This is a genomic window from Pseudomonadota bacterium (assembly GCA_022361155.1).
GTDB lineage: Bacteria > Myxococcota_A > Polyangia > Polyangiales > JAKSBK01 > JAKSBK01.
On record JAKSBK010000095.1, the window covers coordinates 52,981 to 70,893 of the forward strand.

The 17,913-nt window shown below is 64.9% G+C and carries 17 protein-coding genes, 1 tRNA gene and 1 pseudogene; 13 read left to right on the forward strand and 6 right to left on the reverse strand.

Features of this window, described 5'->3' with window-relative positions; genetic code table 11:
* Positions 1 to 538 precede the first annotated feature (538 nt).
* The gene (typA, locus tag MJD61_03005; GenBank protein ID MCG8554247.1) at positions 539 to 2,413 is read left to right on the forward strand and encodes a translational GTPase TypA; all 1,875 of its coding nucleotides are present in this window, start codon (positions 539 to 541) and stop codon (positions 2,411 to 2,413) included.
* A 282-nt stretch (positions 2,414 to 2,695) separates the two neighbouring features.
* On the opposite strand, the gene MJD61_03010 is transcribed toward typA, so the two are convergent.
* The 3 genes from MJD61_03010 to MJD61_03020 all read right to left on the reverse strand — a co-directional run bounded on the left by MJD61_03010 (position 2,696) and on the right by MJD61_03020 (position 5,887).
* On the reverse strand, positions 2,696 to 3,985 hold the full coding sequence (locus MJD61_03010) for a bifunctional folylpolyglutamate synthase/dihydrofolate synthase (protein MCG8554248.1): 1,290 nt from the start codon (positions 3,983 to 3,985) through the stop codon (positions 2,696 to 2,698).
* 40 nt (positions 3,986 to 4,025) lie between these two features.
* Entirely contained in the window at positions 4,026 to 4,862 is an 837-nt protein-coding gene (gene accD / locus MJD61_03015; protein ID MCG8554249.1) for an acetyl-CoA carboxylase, carboxyltransferase subunit beta, read from the reverse strand.
* A gap of 65 nt (positions 4,863 to 4,927) precedes the next feature.
* Positions 4,928 to 5,887, reverse strand: a complete 960-nt coding sequence (locus MJD61_03020) for a polyphenol oxidase family protein (protein ID MCG8554250.1) — start codon at positions 5,885 to 5,887, stop codon at positions 4,928 to 4,930.
* On the opposite strand from MJD61_03020, the gene MJD61_03025 reads away from it, so the two are divergent.
* Together MJD61_03025 and MJD61_03030 are read left to right on the forward strand one after the other, a co-directional pair.
* Positions 5,886 to 6,317: an SCP2 sterol-binding domain-containing protein gene (locus MJD61_03025; GenBank protein MCG8554251.1), complete on the forward strand. Its 432-nt coding sequence runs from the start codon at positions 5,886 to 5,888 to the stop codon at positions 6,315 to 6,317. The genes MJD61_03020 and MJD61_03025 overlap by 2 nt on opposite strands.
* On the forward strand, positions 6,310 to 6,756 hold the full coding sequence (locus MJD61_03030; GenBank protein ID MCG8554252.1) for an SCP2 sterol-binding domain-containing protein: 447 nt from the start codon (positions 6,310 to 6,312) through the stop codon (positions 6,754 to 6,756). Before MJD61_03025 ends, MJD61_03030 begins: the two co-directional genes overlap by 8 nt.
* 83 nt (positions 6,757 to 6,839) lie before the next feature.
* On the opposite strand, the gene MJD61_03035 is transcribed toward MJD61_03030, so the two are convergent.
* Complete coding sequence (locus MJD61_03035; GenBank protein MCG8554253.1) at positions 6,840 to 7,022, reverse strand: hypothetical protein; 183 nt, start codon at positions 7,020 to 7,022, stop codon at positions 6,840 to 6,842.
* Here MJD61_03035 and MJD61_03040 point away from each other — a divergent pair.
* The 3 genes and pseudogenes from MJD61_03040 (at position 6,948) to MJD61_03050 (ending at position 8,790) form a co-directional block, all read left to right on the forward strand.
* Positions 6,948 to 7,112 (forward strand): annotated as a pseudogene (locus MJD61_03040) (two-component system response regulator). The gene MJD61_03035 and the pseudogene MJD61_03040 sit on opposite strands and share 75 nt — an antisense overlap.
* An 82-nt stretch (positions 7,113 to 7,194) precedes the next feature.
* Entirely contained in the window at positions 7,195 to 7,977 is a 783-nt protein-coding gene (locus tag MJD61_03045) for a hypothetical protein (protein MCG8554254.1), read from the forward strand.
* 6 nt (positions 7,978 to 7,983) lie between these two features.
* Positions 7,984 to 8,790 (forward strand): aldo/keto reductase, encoded by an 807-nt coding sequence (locus tag MJD61_03050; protein ID MCG8554255.1) that lies wholly within the window; start codon positions 7,984 to 7,986, stop codon positions 8,788 to 8,790.
* 94 nt (positions 8,791 to 8,884) lie between these two features.
* Here MJD61_03050 and MJD61_03055 read toward each other — a convergent pair.
* Positions 8,885 to 8,968, reverse strand: a tRNA-Leu gene (locus tag MJD61_03055).
* A gap of 222 nt (positions 8,969 to 9,190) precedes the next feature.
* Between MJD61_03055 and MJD61_03060 the strand changes: the two genes are divergently transcribed.
* Genes MJD61_03060 through MJD61_03085 form a run of 6 tightly spaced genes read left to right on the forward strand, consistent with a single transcriptional unit; the run spans position 9,191 to position 15,835 of the window.
* Positions 9,191 to 9,562, forward strand: coding sequence for a hypothetical protein (locus tag MJD61_03060; GenBank protein ID MCG8554256.1), 372 nt, complete (start codon positions 9,191 to 9,193; stop codon positions 9,560 to 9,562).
* A 15-nt stretch (positions 9,563 to 9,577) separates the two neighbouring features.
* A complete protein-coding gene (aroQ, locus tag MJD61_03065) occupies positions 9,578 to 10,054 on the forward strand; it encodes a type II 3-dehydroquinate dehydratase (GenBank protein ID MCG8554257.1) in 477 nt (158 codons plus the stop codon).
* Positions 10,055 to 10,093: 39 nt separating this feature from the next.
* Positions 10,094 to 10,567 (forward strand): acetyl-CoA carboxylase biotin carboxyl carrier protein, encoded by a 474-nt coding sequence (accB, locus tag MJD61_03070; GenBank protein ID MCG8554258.1) that lies wholly within the window; start codon positions 10,094 to 10,096, stop codon positions 10,565 to 10,567.
* A gap of 60 nt (positions 10,568 to 10,627) precedes the next feature.
* Positions 10,628 to 11,980 (forward strand): acetyl-CoA carboxylase biotin carboxylase subunit, encoded by a 1,353-nt coding sequence (gene accC, locus MJD61_03075; protein MCG8554259.1) that lies wholly within the window; start codon positions 10,628 to 10,630, stop codon positions 11,978 to 11,980.
* A 57-nt stretch (positions 11,981 to 12,037) separates the two neighbouring features.
* Positions 12,038 to 14,959: a tetratricopeptide repeat protein gene (locus MJD61_03080; GenBank protein ID MCG8554260.1), complete on the forward strand. Its 2,922-nt coding sequence runs from the start codon at positions 12,038 to 12,040 to the stop codon at positions 14,957 to 14,959.
* Positions 14,960 to 14,986: 27 nt separating this feature from the next.
* Complete coding sequence (locus MJD61_03085) at positions 14,987 to 15,835, forward strand: HAD-IIA family hydrolase (protein MCG8554261.1); 849 nt, start codon at positions 14,987 to 14,989, stop codon at positions 15,833 to 15,835.
* Positions 15,836 to 15,844: 9 nt separating this feature from the next.
* Here MJD61_03085 and MJD61_03090 read toward each other — a convergent pair whose 3' ends face one another.
* On the reverse strand, positions 15,845 to 16,900 hold the full coding sequence (locus MJD61_03090; protein ID MCG8554262.1) for a hypothetical protein: 1,056 nt from the start codon (positions 16,898 to 16,900) through the stop codon (positions 15,845 to 15,847).
* Positions 16,901 to 17,024: 124 nt separating this feature from the next.
* On the opposite strand from MJD61_03090, the gene lgt reads away from it, so the two are divergent.
* The gene (lgt, locus tag MJD61_03095; GenBank protein ID MCG8554263.1) at positions 17,025 to 17,909 is read left to right on the forward strand and encodes a prolipoprotein diacylglyceryl transferase; all 885 of its coding nucleotides are present in this window, start codon (positions 17,025 to 17,027) and stop codon (positions 17,907 to 17,909) included.
* Positions 17,910 to 17,913: the final 4 nt, after the last annotated feature.

The window sequence follows — 17,913 nt, forward strand, 5'->3', positions numbered from 1 at the left end:
TCGAGCTGCGCGCTGCAAGCAGGGCCTGCTCGCTGCCGCGGGACTCACCCTGGTGGGAGTCGTGCACCGCGGATCGCCCGGCTGCGGTGTCGCTGGCGCGCTGCTCCAGGAAGGGCGACTCGTAGCCCAAACGCATCACCAGTCGCGGCACCTCGTCTTCGATCACGATGCCCACCGACTCGATGAGGCAGCGACGTCGGGACTCGTCGCGTACCCCGGTCCGCAGCTTCAGGAATGGAAGAACCTGCTCGACCGTCATCCCGCGCCCGTCGCGCCGGGTGACGCGCGCGTTGATCGCCGCCGTCACGGTTTCCAAAAGGAGCCGCTCGTTCGTTTCTTGGTCGAGCTCGATCGACGGTGCTTGTGCCATGCTCATCGCCTCCGCGCACTGCCCACGGTCTCAACGTCACCGAAGCCCGCGCGCGCGTCCACTTACTGCATCAAATAGGTACGATCTCGGTACCGGCAGTACGCGGCTGTCTTACAGTGTTGCTGGCCGCACGCTGGCCTCGTGCTAAAGCGTCGGCGAACGGTTGAGATGACACGCCAATCCCAGCAGGCGCGGAGCGGGGTCGAGGCGGCGGATAACCGGCCGCTGGGCAGCCGCTCGCTGCGAAACGTCGCGATCGTGGCGCATGTCGATCACGGCAAGACGACGTTGGTCGACGCGATGCTGCATCAAACCGGCGTTTTCCGGCGCAACGAGCAGGTGCCTGAGCGGGCGCTGGATTCGCACGACCTCGAGCGCGAGCGCGGTATCACGATTCTGGCCAAGCACACGTCGGTCCAGTATCGCGGCACGCGCATCAACATCATCGACACGCCCGGTCATGCCGATTTCGGCGGTGAGGTAGAGCGAACCCTGATGCTCGCAGACGGGGCGCTTCTGATAGTGGACGCGGCAGAGGGACCCTTGCCGCAGACCCGCTTCGTGTTGCAGCACGCGCTCGGGCTGGGGCTGCCGATCGTAGTCGCCATCAACAAGATCGACCGGCACGATGCCCGTCCGGACGAGGTCTTGAGCGAAGTCTTCGATCTGTTCTGCGAGCTCGAGGCCAGCGACGAGCAGGCCGATTTTGCGACGCTCTATACGATTGGAAAGCTCGGTCAATGCAAACGGGCCATGAGCGACGATCTCGGCGATCTGGGACCGTTGTTTGAAACCCTCATCGCGCGCATACCGCCTCCCGAAGACGGCTCGGGCAAGCCCTTGCAGATGCTTGTGGCCAACATTCAACACGACGACTACGTCGGGCGGCTCGGCATGGGACGCGTCGTGCAGGGCAGCCTGCGCCCTGGGCAGCTGGTGATGCACCTGCACAAAGACGGCGAGCGGCGTGCGAGCGTCGGAAAGCTCTACCGCTATGAGGGCTTGCGAAGGGTCGACGTCGAGGATGCCTGCGCCGGCGACATCGTGTCGTTCTCGGGGATCGAGGAGCTGCAGATCGGCGACACCGTCACGGCCCTGGATACGCCTGTGCCCCTGCCGCGCATCGAGATCAGCGACCCGACCATCAAGATGCGCTTCCAGGTGAACAGCTCCCCCTTTGCGGGCCAGAGCGGACAGTTCATCACCTCGAGACATCTGCGAGACCGCCTGCAGCGCGAGGCGCGACGCAATTTGGCTATGCGCTGCAAGCCGACCGATCAGCCCGATGCCTTCACGGTCTACGGCCGAGGCGAGCTCATGCTTGCCGTGCTCGTCGAGAACATGCGCCGCGAGGGCTACGAGCTTTCGCTGGGCACGCCCGAGGCGGTGCAAAGAGACCGCGGCGGCGTCATCGAGGAGCCCTTCGAACGGGCGGTCGTGGACGTTCCAGAGGAGCACGTCGGCGTGGTCACGTCCAAGCTCGGTCAGCGTGGCGCGCATATGATCGCCATGTCGAGTCCCTTGAGCGGTCGCGTACGCTCCGAGTTCCGGATTTCGTCCCGCAACCTCATAGGCTACCGTTCCGAGTTTCTCACCGACACCCGCGGCACGGGACTGCTCACCACGCTATTTGACGGCTGGGCCGCACCCTCCTGCGTGAAGGTATGTCGCAAGCGAGGTGCCATGGTTGCCGACCGCAAGGGCAACACCACCCCTTATGCGTTGTTTCAGCTGCAACCGCGCGGCCGCTTGTTCGTGGGTCCAGGCCGCCGGGTTTATGAAGGCATGATCGTGGGTGAGCACAACCGCGCCAACGACCTCGATGTCAATGTGACCCGGGAGAAGAAGCTCACCAACATCCGAGCAGCAGGTCGCGACGAAAACGTGGTCCTGAGCCCACCTTTGGAGCTTGACGTGGAAACCGCGATGGAGTTCATCGACAGCGACGAGCTGGTGGAGGTCACGCCCGATGCGGTCCGGGTGCGCAAGAAGATCCTCTCCTGCAACCGCCGCCCCAAACGTACCGCCTTGCTGGCGGGGTGATTGCCGGCGCGAGTGTCACGAAGCTCTTTGCGCGGGCATGGGGCTTGCTGCCGCTTGGCTGCCCGGAGCCTGTTCGCCGGCTTTCCAAACCGGGACGTCGCAAGCGCTGCCTCCCGATGCTGGCCGAACGACCGGTGCTTCGGGCAGCGGTGCTTCGGGAAACGGCAGCCCAGGCGTGCCTGGCGCCGGTGTAGTCGCCGAGCATCAAGCCAAGCTGCAGGGCGTCGAGCTTGCAGGCAGTTCCTAGCCCGCTTCGGTCGCCGAGGTTTGGGACGCAGGACACTACATGCGGAGCGGAGGATCCGAGCGCACACCGAGCAGGAGCTCGCGTGCCACGGCTACCATGAAAATGGAGCCGGCAACCACGAGCAGGCCGCGCTCTCCCGCGTCCCCTTGCGCTCGCTCCAGGCCTGCCCTGGGATCGGGGCAGCACGTACCGGGCACGACTTGGTGCAGTGTCTCCGGTGGGGCGGCACGAGGCAGCGGTGGGGCCGCGTACACGACGCTGTCCACGTGGGGGCGCAGGCTATGGAGCATGCCCGCGTAATCCTTGTCCGCCATCGTGCCAAAGAGCAGCGCCACCTTGCGGCCGTTCCGGTGGGCGGTGACGAAACTGGCTAGCGCCCGGCAGCCATCGAGGTTGTGCGCTGCATCCAGCAGGCAGGCCGGCTTTCCGGGCAGCCACTCGTTGCGACCCGGCCAGCGGGTGCGCTCGAGGCCTTGTCGGATGGCGGCCTCTGCAACGGGAAAGCCGATCCGCTCGAGCTGCAGCGCCGCCACGACCGCGCAGCTCGCATTGTGAACCTGGTGAGTTCCCTCGAGCCCGCAACGCAGCCCCTGCAGCCGCTGCTCGCCCAGCGCCAGGTCGAACGAGCCGCTCGCTTGCCATGGACGGGGCTCGAAGTCACGGCCGGCGCACAACGTCGGCACACCCAGCTCCCGGGCGCGGCCGGCGATCACGCTGAGCGCGCTCGGCTCACGCACGCCCACGATCGCAGGAACCGCGCACTTGAGAATGCCCGCCTTCTCGCGCGCGATGCTCGCCAGATCCGTGCCCAGGATGCGGCCGTGATCGTGACCGATATGCGTGATGACCGATAACACCGACGGCGCTGCATTCGTCGCATCGAGGCGCCCGCCCAGACCGACCTCGAGTATGGCGATGTCGCAGCGCCGGTCACGGAAGTGCTGGAACGCCATCAGGGTGGTGAGCTCGAAAAAGGTCAGGCGTGGCGCACCCGGCTGCGCGAGCGCCCGACTGAGGGCCTGGTGGCGCCCAGCCACTTCGCGCTGCGTGATCGCGCGCCCGTTCACACGTATCCGCTCCACGAAGCGATGCAAGTGCGGCGAGGTGTACAGGCCTGTACGGTATCCCGCAGCCTGCAGCGTTTCGGCGAGCATGACCGAAACGCTTCCCTTGCCGTTGGTTCCAGCCACGTGCACGAAGGGCGTGGCGAGCTCGGGCGAGTCGAGCAGGGCGAGCGCCTCGTGCATGCGCTCGAGGTCGAGTTTGACGCCGCGGGCCTGAAGTGCGTAAAGACCCCTGAGGGCTTCGCGGTAGCTCGCACGCACAGTCCTTGGGTACGGCGAAGGCAGCGGCTGCATGCGGCTTTCAGCCCACGAGATGCGACAAGACCCTGGCGATCGTGGCACGCATCTCGCGGCGCTCGGCGATCATGTCCAGCATGCCGTGCTCGAGCAGAAACTCCGAGCGCTGGAAGCCTTCCGGCAGCTTCTGACGGATGGTGTTTTCGATCACGCGGGCGCCTGCAAAGCCAATGCGTGCCCGCGGCTCCGCGATGTTGACGTCGCCGAGCAGCGCGTAGCTCGCTGCAACGCCGCCTGTTGTGGGGTCCAGGAGCACGCTCACGAAAGGCACCCCCTCGTCTCGCATCCTGCCCAAGGCGGCGGCCGTCTTCGCCATCTGCATGAGCGAGAGCACGCCTTCCTGCATGCGCGCGCCGCCCGAGGAGCTGAGCACGACAGCGGGGTGCCGGCGCTCTGCTGCCCGCTCGAAGGTCGTGGTGATCTTCTCCCCGACGACCGAGCCCATGGAGCCGCCCAGAAATCGAAACAGGAGCAGGCTCATTTCCACCGGCCGGCCCTCGATCGCGCCCGTGCCGGTCAGGACGGCATCGTTTACGCCTGTCTTCTTGATCGCTGCCTTGATCCGGTCCGGATAGCGCTTGCTGTCCTTGAACCCCAGGGGATCCATGGAAACCAGCGCCTGCTCGGCCTCGGTCCAGGATCCGGGGTCGAGCAACAAGTCGAGCCAGGCTTCTCCGCTGAGCCGGTAGTGGAAACCGCAGCCCGGGCAGACCTCGATGTTGGCGTTGAACTCTTCGGCTGTGCGGGTTTCGCCGCAATTCTCGCAGCGACGGAAGATACCCTCACCGAGCGTGCGCTTCTTCTCGTTGCGGGCCGCCCTGTTTTTGGTGAACCAACCCATCGGCGCGCTGCGCATAGCACGAAGTGTCGGGGGCGGGTAGACCTCGCATGCGCGCCCCCAGCCTGCTAGCGCTGGCCGGCGCGCCGGCCGACCACGACCGCCAGATGCCGGCCCGAACGCGGCCCGTCTCGGCGATACGAAAAGAAGCGCTCGGGCTCGCAGCGCGTGCAGCCGTCGATGTCCTCGATGCGCTCGGAGCCCAGGCCACACGCCCGAAGCTGGGCGCGTGCCACCGCCGAAAGGCTCACCCGCGGGCGCGGCCGGCGACGGTCTACGACGCGCTGGTCCCCGGCCGCGCCGGCGAGCTCGGTCGCCACGTCTTGACCCACCTCGAAGCAGCAGGCTCGGATGTGGGGGAAGACGGCGGCTAAAACGCGCGCGCCAGCTCCCCGACCGGGCCCGGCCAGGACCGCCACGGCGGCGGCAATCACCCCGGACACCAGGCCTCGCCAACCCGCGTGAACCGCAGCCGCGCCGCCGGTTGCCGGGTTTGCCAGCAGCAGCGCGATACAATCGGCCACACGCACGCCCGCCGCCAGTCCATGATGGCGCACGACGATCGCGTCTCCCTGGCGTTGCCGGAAGCGCTCCGGACTCTGTTCCGGATGCGCGATGTGTACCGCGGAGCCATGAACCTGGCTCAGCTCGAACAGTCGCGCGCACGAGTAGCCCAGCGAGGCAGCGAGCCGGCGGTGGTTGTCCTGCACCTGCTCCGGGGCGTCGCCCAGATCACGCCCGAGGTTGAGCGAATCGAACGGCGCCGAGCTCGAGCCACCTGCGCGTAGCGACATGCCATGCCGGAAACCGGCCGCTAGCAACAGAGACGACTGCAGGGCAAGCGCCTGCGTGCCCGAAACCTTGGTGGAGTCCGAAGCCATGAGCCGGCCTGCGTTGCGTTCGATCGCCACGTCCCCTATCTTCCCTGCCTCCTCTTGCTTGTACAAGCAGCAGACACAAGCAGCAGGCACGAGAAGCAAGCGCACAGCGTAACCGCAACCCGCGATGCGGAGCTCAGCTCGCAGCATGCACAGATTTCCATCGGCCGAGTGGACGGCAGCGTTCAAGGACGCGGTCAACGAGAACCCCGATTATGCTCGCGCGGGCGCCGACTGGACCCACGGCGCCGTGCTGATGGTGGTCGCAGCCGACTCGAACCTGGGCATCGATCGGGACATGGGGATGCTGCTCGATGTGCATGCTGGCCGCTGCAACGCCGCTAGCTTCGTCGACGCGGACACCGGCCGGGGCAAGGCGCCGTTCGTGATCGAGGGCAGCTACGCCCGCTGGCGCTCGGTGATCGAGGGAGAGCTCGACCCCATCAAGGCCATGATGCAGGGCAAGCTGAAGCTGACCAAAGGCCACCTGCCTACGATAATCCGCTACGTGGAGTCGTCGCGTCAGCTTGTCAGCAGCGCACAAAGAGTGCCCACCGAGTTCGTACAATCCCATGAGTAGCGACGATTCGCCCGAGCAGTCCCAGGTAGCCCTTGCTCCAGGCAGCGAGAAAAACGGTCTGGCCTGCATGCTGGCGGACCTGCTGCGACAAAACCTGCGTGACAAGCCGGCCAAGCGAGCCGACTTCGGGCGCATTTCCGGCCGCGTGACGTTGGTGGCGGAGGACGCAGAGGTCTCGCTCACGTTGGAGTTCTGCGCGGGACGCGTCGTTGTCCACCACGGCGTCGTAGGGCTTCCCGATGTCACGCTTCGTGCCGACAGCGAGACCGTCATCAACCTCTCCCTGCTCGAAGTTGGACGGCTCGGGCTGCCGAGCCCGCGGGGGAAAGCCGTGCGGACCATGGCCGAGGCGCTGCGCCAAGGCCGGCTGCGGGTCTACGGCGCCCTCGCGAACCTGCCCATGCTGCTGCGGCTGATACGCCTCATGTCGGTCAACTGAGGGGCGGAAGAGCCGCGATCGCGCGCAGCGAAGCGCTTGCCATCGCCGGCGCAAACCCGTCCCGCAACACCGGACCGAGCAGCTCAACCGGAGCTGACGCCCGCGGCAGCGCTGACTTCAACGCTGACCTCGACCTGCACTTGAACCGACGCCTGCAGGGCGGAAAGCCTGCTCGCGGCGGCCGAGATCCCGATCTGCCCCTGGTCATAGTGTCCGGCGCGATCGGTGAAACGTCGGCCGTCGAGATGATGAAGGCCGGGGCGCATGACTACCTGCGCAAGGACCAATTGTCACGACTCGTGCCCGTCGTCGAGCGGGAACTGCGCGAAGCGAAGATGCGGCGTGAGGCACGTCAAGTCGGCCGCCCGATTAGCTGCTCTATCGTGCCCGCATGCGCGGCGAGTAGCAGCCGGCGGGATCGTGGCCTATGAGGGACCCGTGAGCTTGTTCACCCAATATGCCCGCGCCACCCAGGAACGACTGAGGCAGCGGGGCTCGCGTCCGACGCTGATTGAAGCGCACCTGTCCCGCCTGCCCCCACCTGTGCGGCGCTACCTGCGAAAGGCGGGAGTCCTCGGCCGGCCGCGAGTGCACCACTTCAAGGCCAGCTGGCAGGGACGGATTCGCGCCGGCGCTGACGAGCCATGGATGGAGTTCACCGCCGAGCAGCATAATTGGCCGAACGAGCCGGCCCGCTTCTTCTTCATGAAGGCCAAGCGCAGCGGCGTGCCGCTCGATGTGTACCACGCGTTTGCCGGCGGGACGGCCAGTATGCGCGTGCGGCTGCTGTCGCTTTTTCCGCTGGTTGACGCACGCGGCCCCGAGATGACTCGCGCGGAAACCGTCACGCTGTTCAACGACATATGCGTGCTGGCCCCAGCCGAGCTTGTCGACCCGGAGATCCACTGGCAGCCCCTGAACGACCGGTCGGCGCGGGGGCACTACACGGTCGGTTCGAACACGGTCAGCGCCGTGCTGTGGTTCGGTGAGACCGGCGATCTCGTCGACTTCGTTTCGGACGACCGCCTCGCTGCTTCACGTGACGGCAAACACTTCGTCCAGCAGCGCTGGTCGACCCCCGTCGGGCAGTACAGAAACTTCGGCCCCGTGCGCGTGCCCGGCCGCGGTGAAGGTCGCTGGCATCCGCCCGAGGGCGAATACGCGTACTTGGAAATCGAGCTACTCGATCTGCAGCTCAACCCAGGCGTCCAACCCAGCTAGAACCCCATGACGCGAACGATGAACGACATGGATTTCCTGCACCGTCAACTCCCGGTCGTGAACAAACGCGTGCACCGGCTGGGGCTTGCATTCAACTACGGGGTGGACGCTCAGGGTGTGCAGGCAGCGCTCGACAAGGGGGTGAACTACCTGTTCTGGACCAAATTCCGTACGGGCGAGTGCCACGAAGCGATCAAGGCGGCGCTCCAGCGCGATCGCGAGCGCTATGTGCTCGCAAGCGGGCCGGCGCTGGCATTCCTGGGTGGCAGCGTGCGACGTTCCGCCGAGAAGCTGCTGCGCTTGTTCGGGGTCGACTACATCGATGTGTTTCAGGTGTTTTGGCTCGGCAAGATGTCCGCCTTCACCCAATCCGTACAGCGAGAGCTCGTGAGGTTGCGCGAACAGGGGTTGGCGCGGGCCATCGGGGTATCCATCCACGATCGGCCGCGCGCGGCTCGGCTGGCCGTTGACTCGCCCCTCGATTTGCTGATGCTGCGCTACAACGCCGCGCACCCCGGCGCCGAGACCGATATCTTCCCCAGCTACGCGCAGCGCCGTCCGCTGACGGTCGCCTACACCGCAACCTCATGGCGCAAGCTGCTCAAGCCACCCAAGGGCTGGGACGGAGAGGCCATGTCTGCCGGCGACTGCTACCGCTTCTGCCTCTCGAGCCCCCACGTAGACCTCGTCCTGTGCGGTGCGGGCAGCGGCCAGCAGCTGCAGGAGAACCTGCGCGCCTTGGGCAGGGGCTCGCTGTCACCCGAGGAGGACGAGCGGATCCGTCGCTTCGGCCGCGCCGTGCGGGGTGCGTGAGACGATCCGCCTCCGATTCGAGCCGGTATCCGACCCCGTTCGGCGCCGGGGTCGGATCCAGACAGCCGCTGCGCAAGACCCCCGCGATCACCGGTGCGGACGAGAGGATTTGAACCTCCACGGGGTTTCCCCCACCAGATCCTTAGTCTGGCGCGTATGCCAATTCCGCCACGTCCGCGCTTGCTAGGACCCGTCCAACAATGACCTTTCGGGATCGACGACGGCCGGTGGTCAGGGCCGGCGAAAACGGGAAAGTCATGTTGGGACGGGCCTGCAGTTGGCACATGTAGCCACGCGGACCGGCTCGGTCAAGCAGTGGGTTGCCGTGGCGAACGGACTACCTGTTCAAGACTGCGCGCTATCCGCCGAATTGGGTCGACGCTGCGGCGAGGCTTGGACTATGGTCCGCTTCGTCATGTTCCAACAAGTGCTCAAAGAATGCGTGACAAAGACCGAAGGGGCGATAGCCGGCGTCCTGATGGGCTTCGACGGCATCGCGGTGGACCAGTACGTCGGGGCCGAAGAGGAGGTGGGCGTCGAGAGCGTGGGCATGGAATACAGCGTGGTGCTGTCGCAGATCAAGCAGGCCGCCCAAATGCTGGGCATCGGTCCAGCTCGTGAGGTCGCCATCAAGGCGGAGCACATGACCGCCGTGGTACGCATGCTCAGCGACGAGTATTTCGTGGCATTGGCACTCAAGCCCGAGGGCAACGTGGGCAAGGCCCGCTATCTGCTGCGCGTGGGTGCACCCAGACTCGCGGCGGGGCTGTAGGTGTGTCCCTAGCTCATGGCCGCGCTCGAGCCAACCCTGCGCGTGCTGGTGCTGCATGGACCGAACCTGAACCTGTTGGGCACGCGCGAGCCCGAGCACTACGGCAACCGCTCGCTGGCGGAGATTGACGGAAGGCTCGCCGAGCTGGGCGCTGCCCTCGGCTGCCACGTCGACTGCCGCCAGAGCAACCACGAGGGTCAACTGATCGACTGGATTCAGCAGGCCCGCGGCCAGCATAGCGGACTGGTTATCAATCCAGGTGGCTTCACCCATACCTCGGTGGCCCTGCGGGATGCGATCAGCGCTTGCGGCCTGCCGAGCGTGGAGGTGCACATCTCGAATACGCAGCGCCGGGAGCGGTTCCGTCAGCGCTCGCTTACCGCTCCGGTTTGCGTGGGCAGCGTCGTCGGTTTCGGACCCGGCGCCTACAGCCTTGGCTTGCGGGGCTTGATCGACTATCTGAAGGCACTCCCAGCGGGCTCCTCCCCGTAGCACGCGGGGGCGAGCCCTCCCGTCCGCGCAGGCCGCACCATGGATATCGATCTCAAGCAGCTTCGCGAGCTCATGCGAGCGATCAAGGAATTCGGGCTGTCGCAGCTCGTCGTCGAAAAGGGCGACGAACGGATCGAACTGCACCGCGTCGCCAAGGTCTCGAGCGAGGCGCCCGCCTTGGCGGGCCCGGCGACCCAGTCGGAGTTGCCGCCCTCGATGCGGGCCGAGAGTACGCCGGCGGTGGTTGCGCCCAAGGTGACCGAAGACCCCAACACGGCCTACGTCACGTCGCCGTTCGTGGGCACCTTCTACCGTGCTCCGTCTCCGGGCGAAAAACCCTACGTCGAAGTCAACCAGCACCTGGCACCCGGACAAGTGCTCTGCATCGTGGAAGCGATGAAGCTAATGAACGAAATCGAGGCGGAGTACGAATGCACCGTACTCGAGATCCTGATTCAAGACGCGCAGCCCGTGGAATATGGTGAGCGCCTGTTCAAGGTTCAGAAAGTATAGACCCCGCGGGCCCTTAGCAGGCGCCCGGCTTGGCGGGCGCCCCCGGACCGGCCGCAGCCCATGTTTCGGAAGATCCTGATCGCCAACCGAGGGGAGATCGCCCTGCGTGTCATCCGCGCCTGCCGCGAGCTCGGAATAGCGACCGTTGCGACCCACAGCGAGGCCGACAACATGGCGCTGCACGTTCGCTTCGCGGACGAAGCCGTGTGCATCGGCCCGGCTGCTGCGTCCAAGAGCTATCTCAACATCCCGGCCATCATCGCGGCCGCCGAAATCACCGGGGCCGACGCCGTTCACCCCGGGTACGGTTTCCTGGCCGAGAACGCCGATTTCGCGGAGATTTGCGGGCGCTGCGGCCTCGCTTTCGTCGGCCCCACCCCTGCCAACATGCGCCAATGGGGCGACAAGGTACGGGCCCGCGGCCTCGCCGTGGAGCTCGGGCTTCCGGTCTTGCCGGGCAGCCCGATCCTGCGCAGTGAGGACGACGCGGTGAGGCAAGCGGACGCGATCGGCTACCCTGTGATGCTCAAGGCGAGCGCTGGAGGAGGCGGGCGCGGAATGAAGGTGATTCGTTCGGCGCAGGACATGCGGCGAGCCTACGCACCGGCCAGGGCCGAAGCCGCCGCGGCCTTCAAGAGCGGCGATCTCTATTGCGAGCGCTACATTCAGGAGCCACGTCACATCGAGTTCCAAGTGCTGTGCGATGGTGCAGGCTTCGTGTCCGTGCTCAGCGAGCGCGAGTGTTCGATCCAAGCGCGCAACCAGAAACTGCTGGAGGAGGCACCGGCCGTCGCCGTGAGCGCGGATCTGCGGCGCACCATGTCAGCCGCCATCGCCAAGGCCATGCTCGCGAGCCGCTATTGCTCGCCGGGAACGCTGGAGTTCTTGATGGACGGGCAGGAGCCCTACTTCATGGAGATGAATACCCGGATTCAGGTCGAGCATCCCGTCACCGAGATGATCACCGGATACGACCTCGTCGTGGAGCAGATTCGCCTGGCCGCGGGTGAGCAAGCCTCTTTCCAAGCTGCCTGCACCCAGCCGCGGGGTCATGCCATCGAATGCCGGATCAACGCCGAGGATCCCGAAACGCTTGCTCCGTGGCCGGGATTGATCTCCGAGTACCATCCGCCCGGAGGAACGGGCATACGTGTTGATAGCGGAATCTACGGGGGCTGGAAGGTACCCAGCGAATACGACTCGCTGCTGGCGAAGGTGATCAGCCACGGCCGCACGCGTGAGGAAGCGATCGCCCGGATGCGCCGAGCCCTCGACGAGATGATCGTGACGGGGATCCGAACCAACGTGGACCTACATCGCCGTATCCTGGCACACCCTGACTTCGTGGCTGGCCGCCTCTCAACTCGTTTTCTCGAACGATTGCGCTCGCAGCGAACAAGCCCACCAGCTTGACCGCGTAGTTGGGAGGACCGTAGACTTCGGGGTCGGTGGCCGACGAGGCACCGTTCTGTGAGTATCGACCGCTCCAAAGTCCTTGCCGCCGCTCAGAAACATCTGCAACGCGGCAATTACGACCGGGCCCTTGAGGAGTACCAGCGCCTGGTGCGCGCCGACCCCAACGACGTCCGCACCCTCCTCAAGATCGGCGACTTGCGAGCGCGGCAGGGGAACGGCGCCCAGGCCATCGAAGCCTACGACATGGTCGCGAAGCACTACGCCGAACAGGGCTTCTTCCTGAAAGCGGTCGCAGTCTACAAGCAGATCCTCAAGCTGGAGCCACAACGGCTCGAGGCGCGCACGAAGCTCGCCGAGATGTACGAGATGCTCTCTCTCGTCAGCGACGCGCTCAACACCTACGAGCAAGTCGCAAACAGCTACGCGGAGCGCGGTGACACGGCGTCCGCCATCACTTCGCTCCGCCGCATGGTCGACCTGGATCCGGAAAACGTGGCGTCGCAGATCAAGCTGGCCGAGGCTCTATCCAAGGCCAAGCTGAACCAGGAAGCCGTGGCAGCGTTTCGGGTGGCCGCCGGTCTGTTGCGACAGCAAGACCGAGAGGATGACTACGTCAAAGTCGCGGAGCGGCTGCTATTTCACCGGCCGGACGAGGCTCCTCTGGCTCAAGAGCTGGCCCGTGTGTACTTGAACCGCGGCGAGGCCAAACATGCGCTCGCCAAGCTGCAACCTTGCTTCCGGGCCGATCCCAGAGATTGCGACACGCTCGAATTGCTCGCGCAGGCCTTTCGTGCTTTGGGTCAGGTCCAAAAGGCTGTCGCCGTTTACCGTGAGATCGCCAAGTTACACCACGAATCGGGGCGGTTGACGGAACGGGCGGCCGCGCTCGAACGTATCGTCGAGATCGATCCCGGTGATGTGGAAGCGCGAACCACCTTGGCGAGCATGCGGCCGGCCAACGCGCTCGTGACGAGCGGCGCCCACCGTGTTCCGAGTGCTGGCGAGGGGGAGGAAGAGATCGTCGAGATCGACGACGACGCCCTCGAGCTCCTGGAGAGCGAGGCGCCACCTTCGGGCGCCCCGCGACCGCTGTCGCTTCCCCCGACCGCCGCGGCCCCGCTGGCCGCGTCGCTCCGGCCCCACGCTGCCGCCCTTTCCGGGACGAATGCCCCACCCGTCGGGCCGGGTGAGGGGCAGATCGAGAGGCTCCTCGAAGAGTGCGAGGTCTTTACCCGGTACGCACTCCACGACAAGGTAATCAGCCGCCTCGAAAGCATCCTCGTGCTCGATCCCTCGCACGTGACCGCCCACGAAAAGCTCAAGGAAACGTTCCTCAGCATCGGCGACACACGAAGAGCCGCCGCACAGGCGGCACGGCTCGCCGACGTGGTGAGAGGCGACGACCCGGAAGCGTCCGACAGGTACTTGGCGGAGGCACGCGAGCTGGCTCCCGATGCCCTGCAAGAGCCGGTAGAGCAAGCAGGGCCGCGGACTGCCGCTCCCGAAGCGCCGGACTCGGCCTCGGACGAAGACGACAGCGTCATCTTCATTGATGAGGAGCAGCGGCTCAGCCGGATCACCAAAGGGGTCGAGGCGGGGACCGGCAGCTCGCAGCGCTCCTCGACCGCCGGCACGGGCTCGGGCGAGCTCCGTCCCACCAATCCTCTGCCAGCATCGGATCCGATGCTGCAGGACCAGGTTGCACGGGAGGCCGAGGCGCTGGCAGAGGCCTCGCCGCAAGAGCTGGCCGCGTCGTCCCCGCTTCGGGTCGTTTCTGGGGCGGCGGAAGAAGGCGACGGGGGCAGGATTCAGGCAAGTGAGCCGCCCGCGTCCGAGTCGGCCTCTAGCGCGCGCCAAGCTTCGCACGCGTCGAGCGATGTCTCGGACGCCGGCGCGGCCGAGCTTGCCCAAGAGATCGAGGAGACTCTCGAGGAGGCCGACTTCTACGTTGCACAGGGATGGTTGTCCGAAGCTCGAAGCCTGTTGCTCGACGCCCTCGGGGAGCATCCAGGCGCCCACGTCATCGAGGACAAGCTGAGGGAGCTCGGAGGCAACGCTGCCGCTCAGCCGCTGGACGGGGCAATGGACAACGACGCTCCAGGGTCTGTGGTCGCCGACGATCAACGGGCCGACGAGCGAGCGTCGTCCCCTGAGCCGGGCAACGACGACAGCAGCGGCGAACGAGCCACCCAGCTGGCGGTCACCACGATCCCAGGGCCGGCGATCGCCGGCGAGGACGAACAGGCCACCACGGACACCAGCGCGAGCCTGCCCGAGGTGGAAACGACCCTCACCAGCGATGACCTCATCGAGATCGACGAGGACGACAGCGCTGTGCTCGAAGCGGTCAGCCTCGCGCCCCCCGCCTCCAGCGGCGAGCGGTCTACGAGCCCAGCCGCCGATGAGCGTTCGCCAACCGAGTCGGAGGCCCCGACGGCAGCCCAAACGAAAGAGGCCCTGGATGAGCCCCCGGCATCCGAGCCGGCCATGGAAGAGGTCCTCAGCCAATTCAAAGAAGGCGTTCGAAGAGAGGTCGGCCAGGGCGATTCGCAGACGCACTACGATCTCGGAATTGCTTACATGGAAATGGGATTGCATGACGACGCGATTCAGGAATTCGAGCTGTGTCTCGACAGCGACGAGCACCGCTGCATAGCCGAGACGATGATAGGCCTCAGCAACGTCGCCAAGGGCGACTTTGCCAATGCCGTTCACCACTTCACCGAGGGGCTCAGGGCTCCGCGCCGCGATCACGCAAACGAGCTCGCGTTGTACTTCGAGCTCGGCAACGCTCATGAGCTGCTGGGCAACGCCGCCCTTGCCCTCGACAATTACAGGCACGCCCATCGACTCGATCCCGGGTTCCGTGATGTCAAGACACGCCTCGAACGCCTGACCAGCCGGCTCGAGGCGACAGCCGAGGAAGCCGACGAGGTCGACCGCCTCTTCGACAACATCCTGATCAAAGGTGACTAGTACTGGGACTAGGACTAGGACCTGCCCTTGAGAATCGAAGCGTCCTTTCTAGAAATCGCCTCGGCGTATCGGTTCGTGTTCCTTGACGCTTACGGCGTGCTCAAGAACTCCACGGGCATGATCCAGGGCGCCGCGGAGACCCTGCTCAAACTGGGGGAACAGGGTAGCGACTGCTACGTGATTACAAACGACGCGTCCCGCTCTCCAGGCCAAATGGCGCGCAGCTACTGCCACCCGCGCTACGGCGAGCTGGTCCCCGTCGAGCACATCATCTCCTCGGGTATGCTGGCCAGTGACTTTCTTGCCTCCAAGGTCCGCCCCGGTCGTGTAGCCTACGTCGGCAAGCCGTCGTCCGCCTACTACATCGAGTCCGCGGGACACACGCCGCTGCCGGTCGCTCAGTGCGCCGACGACCACGCCATAGATGCTCTCGTGCTGCTCGATGACGAAGGTTTCGACTGGTTTTCAGATATCAACCGCTGCGTCAACCTACTGCGGCGTCAGAATGTACCCGTCGTCGTGGCCAACACCGACCTGTCCTATCCGGCCAGCGAAACCGATGTCTCGATCGCAGTAGGAAGCCTGGCCAATATGATCGAAGGAATCATCCAGAAAACCTTCATTCGTTTTGGCAAGCCGGACACTCAGATATTTGATTTCGCATACGACCTAGTGCTGACTCGCGATCCGCTCACAAGCAAGAAGCAAGTCTTGATGGTCGGTGACACACTACATACAGATATCCTGGGCGGAAACAAATTTGGAATAGACACGCTGCTGGTTCTCTCGGGAAATACACAGGAACGCGATGCCGAGGTTCGAATCCACGCTACGGGTATCCTGCCAAACTTCGTTTGCGCATCGATCGCGACCTGAGGTCCCGTCCTAAGACACGCACCGGCGCAGCATCCGAAGATCCATGGCGTCCAGCGCCGGCAAGTGCAGCTTGACCACTTTTTTGCGCAACCTGCGGCAAATTCGGGGGCGGAAGAAATGCTCTCCATCCTTCACAACATAGTTGAGCACGAAGAAACGATAAAGCTCTGGCAAGAGCAGAAGCTCTTCTGGAGCCAAAGGGCGCACCCGAGAATAGGTTCTCAGGAATAGGCAAAAGCGTGGATCCAGCAACGTGTTGGGAGCGTAGGAGAATTCGCTCCGATCGCCCATCGAGCTCACGACGCGACTCGCGAAGTAGAAATCAAGAAGCGGCGAGCCCAAGCGGAACCAATCGTAGTCCCACCGGCTGAAGAAACGGAAGTGACCCGATTGGAAGATCACGGAAAAATTGCCCGTGTTCCAGTCAATCAGCACAGGAATCTTCAGAGTCTGATGGTATTCGAGGCGCTCCAGATTCGACGACAGCACGTCGATCTGGCCTCGGAGGAAATCGGCTTCCACGACCGAAAGCGGAAACTCGAAGACCCAGCGCTCGTTCGAGAGACGGTGAGCGAGATCCGCCAGATCCGACTCGATGCTTTTGGCTGTCCCCGGAACCTGCTCGCGTACTTCCCAGCTCTGGACGTGAAACCGTGCCAACGCCTCGGCGAGGTCCACGATCTGGGACCCGGACAGGATCCTGGGCAAGCGGTCCTTGACCACGACGTCCACGTAAAAGACGACCCAATGACGACCCTCGTTGTACACGTACACCTTGTCGTCCTTGCAGACCGCCCGCGCCAAGAAACTTGCGTAAGGCCCATGCGACAGCGCCTCGGTCCAGCCTCGGATACTCTCGTGGTCGTCGTAGAAATCGCGAAAGCGACCGTAGGAGGAGACCTTCGTCACCAACGTGGTCCCGTCGTCGAGCGTTACTCGAAACACCTGGTTCGTGGATACGCTGGTGCTTACCTCGACGGCATCGACGAGGCACCGGCCGTCGGCGAGCTCGAGCCAAGCCCTCTGCACGATGCCGGGAGGGGGCCATGATGGGCGAGATGGCATGCACCGGTAGTGTAGCCGGCTGGCCCCGCCATTGCAGGACCGGCTGGTAGGCGGGACGTGCCGGCCGCCAGCTCGTCGCCGGGGGGTCTTGCGTCGCAATCATGCGACCGCTAGTACCCGACACGTGCGCTGGGATGTCGACCCGATCATTGTTGAGCTCGGTCCGCTGGAGCTGCGCTGGTATGGACTCTTCTTCGCCTTTGGGCTGCTGTTGGCGGCCCGAGCGTATCCGCGCATCTTCGCCCGCCGGGGGTTGGCCGAGGAACACGCGCAGCGGCTCACCCTGTGGCTGCCGGTCGGAATGATCCTCGGGGCGCACCTCGTTCACCTCATCTTCTATGAGCCACGCTCGTTCATCGAGCAGCCGCAACGCATCATCGAGATCGGAAAGGGCCTCTCGAGCCACGGCGGCGCGCTGGGCGCTGTTGTCGCACTACTTATCTACGTTCGGCGCCGTGGCCTCGATCTGCATCGGTACCTCGACGCTTCGCTCATCGGAGCCATCTGGATCTTTCCATGGGTTCGGATTGGCAACTTCTTCAACTCCGAGATCTACGGAAAACCCACGGACCTACCCTGGGGGGTTGTCTTTGCGCTCCGGCAGCCGGAAGCTCGTCACCCAACTCAGCTCTACGAGGCCTTGGGGGGGTTTGCCCTGTTGTGGTTCGCCTACTGGCTCGACCGCAACTACCGAGCCCGACTGCGCGACGGCGCGACTTTTTATCTGCTGACCGGCACCTACTTCGTTGGCCGCTTTCTTGTCGAGTACTTGAAGGCCTATCAAGTACTGGACCCCGGCCTTCCACTAACCATGGGCCAATGCCTGAGTTTACCGGTGGTCGCTCTGTCAGCGTACATGCTGCTAGCTTCCAAGGATCACAACATCAGGACAGCCAGACCCAAAGAGTCGCGCGACACGACCCTGGAGCTGAAGTCAGGACGAAACGGCAAGGGCAGGAAGAAACGCAAGGGCGGCGGCAAGAACCGGAGACGCCTGAAATCTGCCTAGTCAG

Excerpts from the sequence above, each read along its gene's own strand:
- MJD61_03035 (MCG8554253.1), bottom strand. The coding sequence starts at position 7,022 with ATGCGCCCCGGCCTTCATCATCTCGACGGCCGACGTTTCACCGATCGC.
- accD (MCG8554249.1), bottom strand. The coding sequence starts at position 4,862 with ATGGGTTGGTTCACCAAAAACAGGGCGGCCCGCAACGAGAAGAAGCGC.
- MJD61_03050 (MCG8554255.1), top strand. The coding sequence starts at position 7,984 with ATGACGCGAACGATGAACGACATGGATTTCCTGCACCGTCAACTCCCG.
- MJD61_03025 (MCG8554251.1), top strand. The coding sequence starts at position 5,886 with ATGCACAGATTTCCATCGGCCGAGTGGACGGCAGCGTTCAAGGACGCG.
- accC (MCG8554259.1), top strand. The coding sequence starts at position 10,628 with ATGTTTCGGAAGATCCTGATCGCCAACCGAGGGGAGATCGCCCTGCGT.
- accB (MCG8554258.1), top strand. The coding sequence starts at position 10,094 with ATGGATATCGATCTCAAGCAGCTTCGCGAGCTCATGCGAGCGATCAAG.
- MJD61_03060 (MCG8554256.1), top strand. The coding sequence starts at position 9,191 with ATGGTCCGCTTCGTCATGTTCCAACAAGTGCTCAAAGAATGCGTGACA.
- MJD61_03030 (MCG8554252.1), top strand. The coding sequence starts at position 6,310 with ATGAGTAGCGACGATTCGCCCGAGCAGTCCCAGGTAGCCCTTGCTCCA.
- aroQ (MCG8554257.1), top strand. The coding sequence starts at position 9,578 with ATGGCCGCGCTCGAGCCAACCCTGCGCGTGCTGGTGCTGCATGGACCG.
- MJD61_03020 (MCG8554250.1), bottom strand. The coding sequence starts at position 5,887 with ATGCTGCGAGCTGAGCTCCGCATCGCGGGTTGCGGTTACGCTGTGCGC.
- typA (MCG8554247.1), top strand. The coding sequence starts at position 539 with ATGACACGCCAATCCCAGCAGGCGCGGAGCGGGGTCGAGGCGGCGGAT.
- MJD61_03090 (MCG8554262.1), bottom strand. The coding sequence starts at position 16,900 with ATGCCATCTCGCCCATCATGGCCCCCTCCCGGCATCGTGCAGAGGGCT.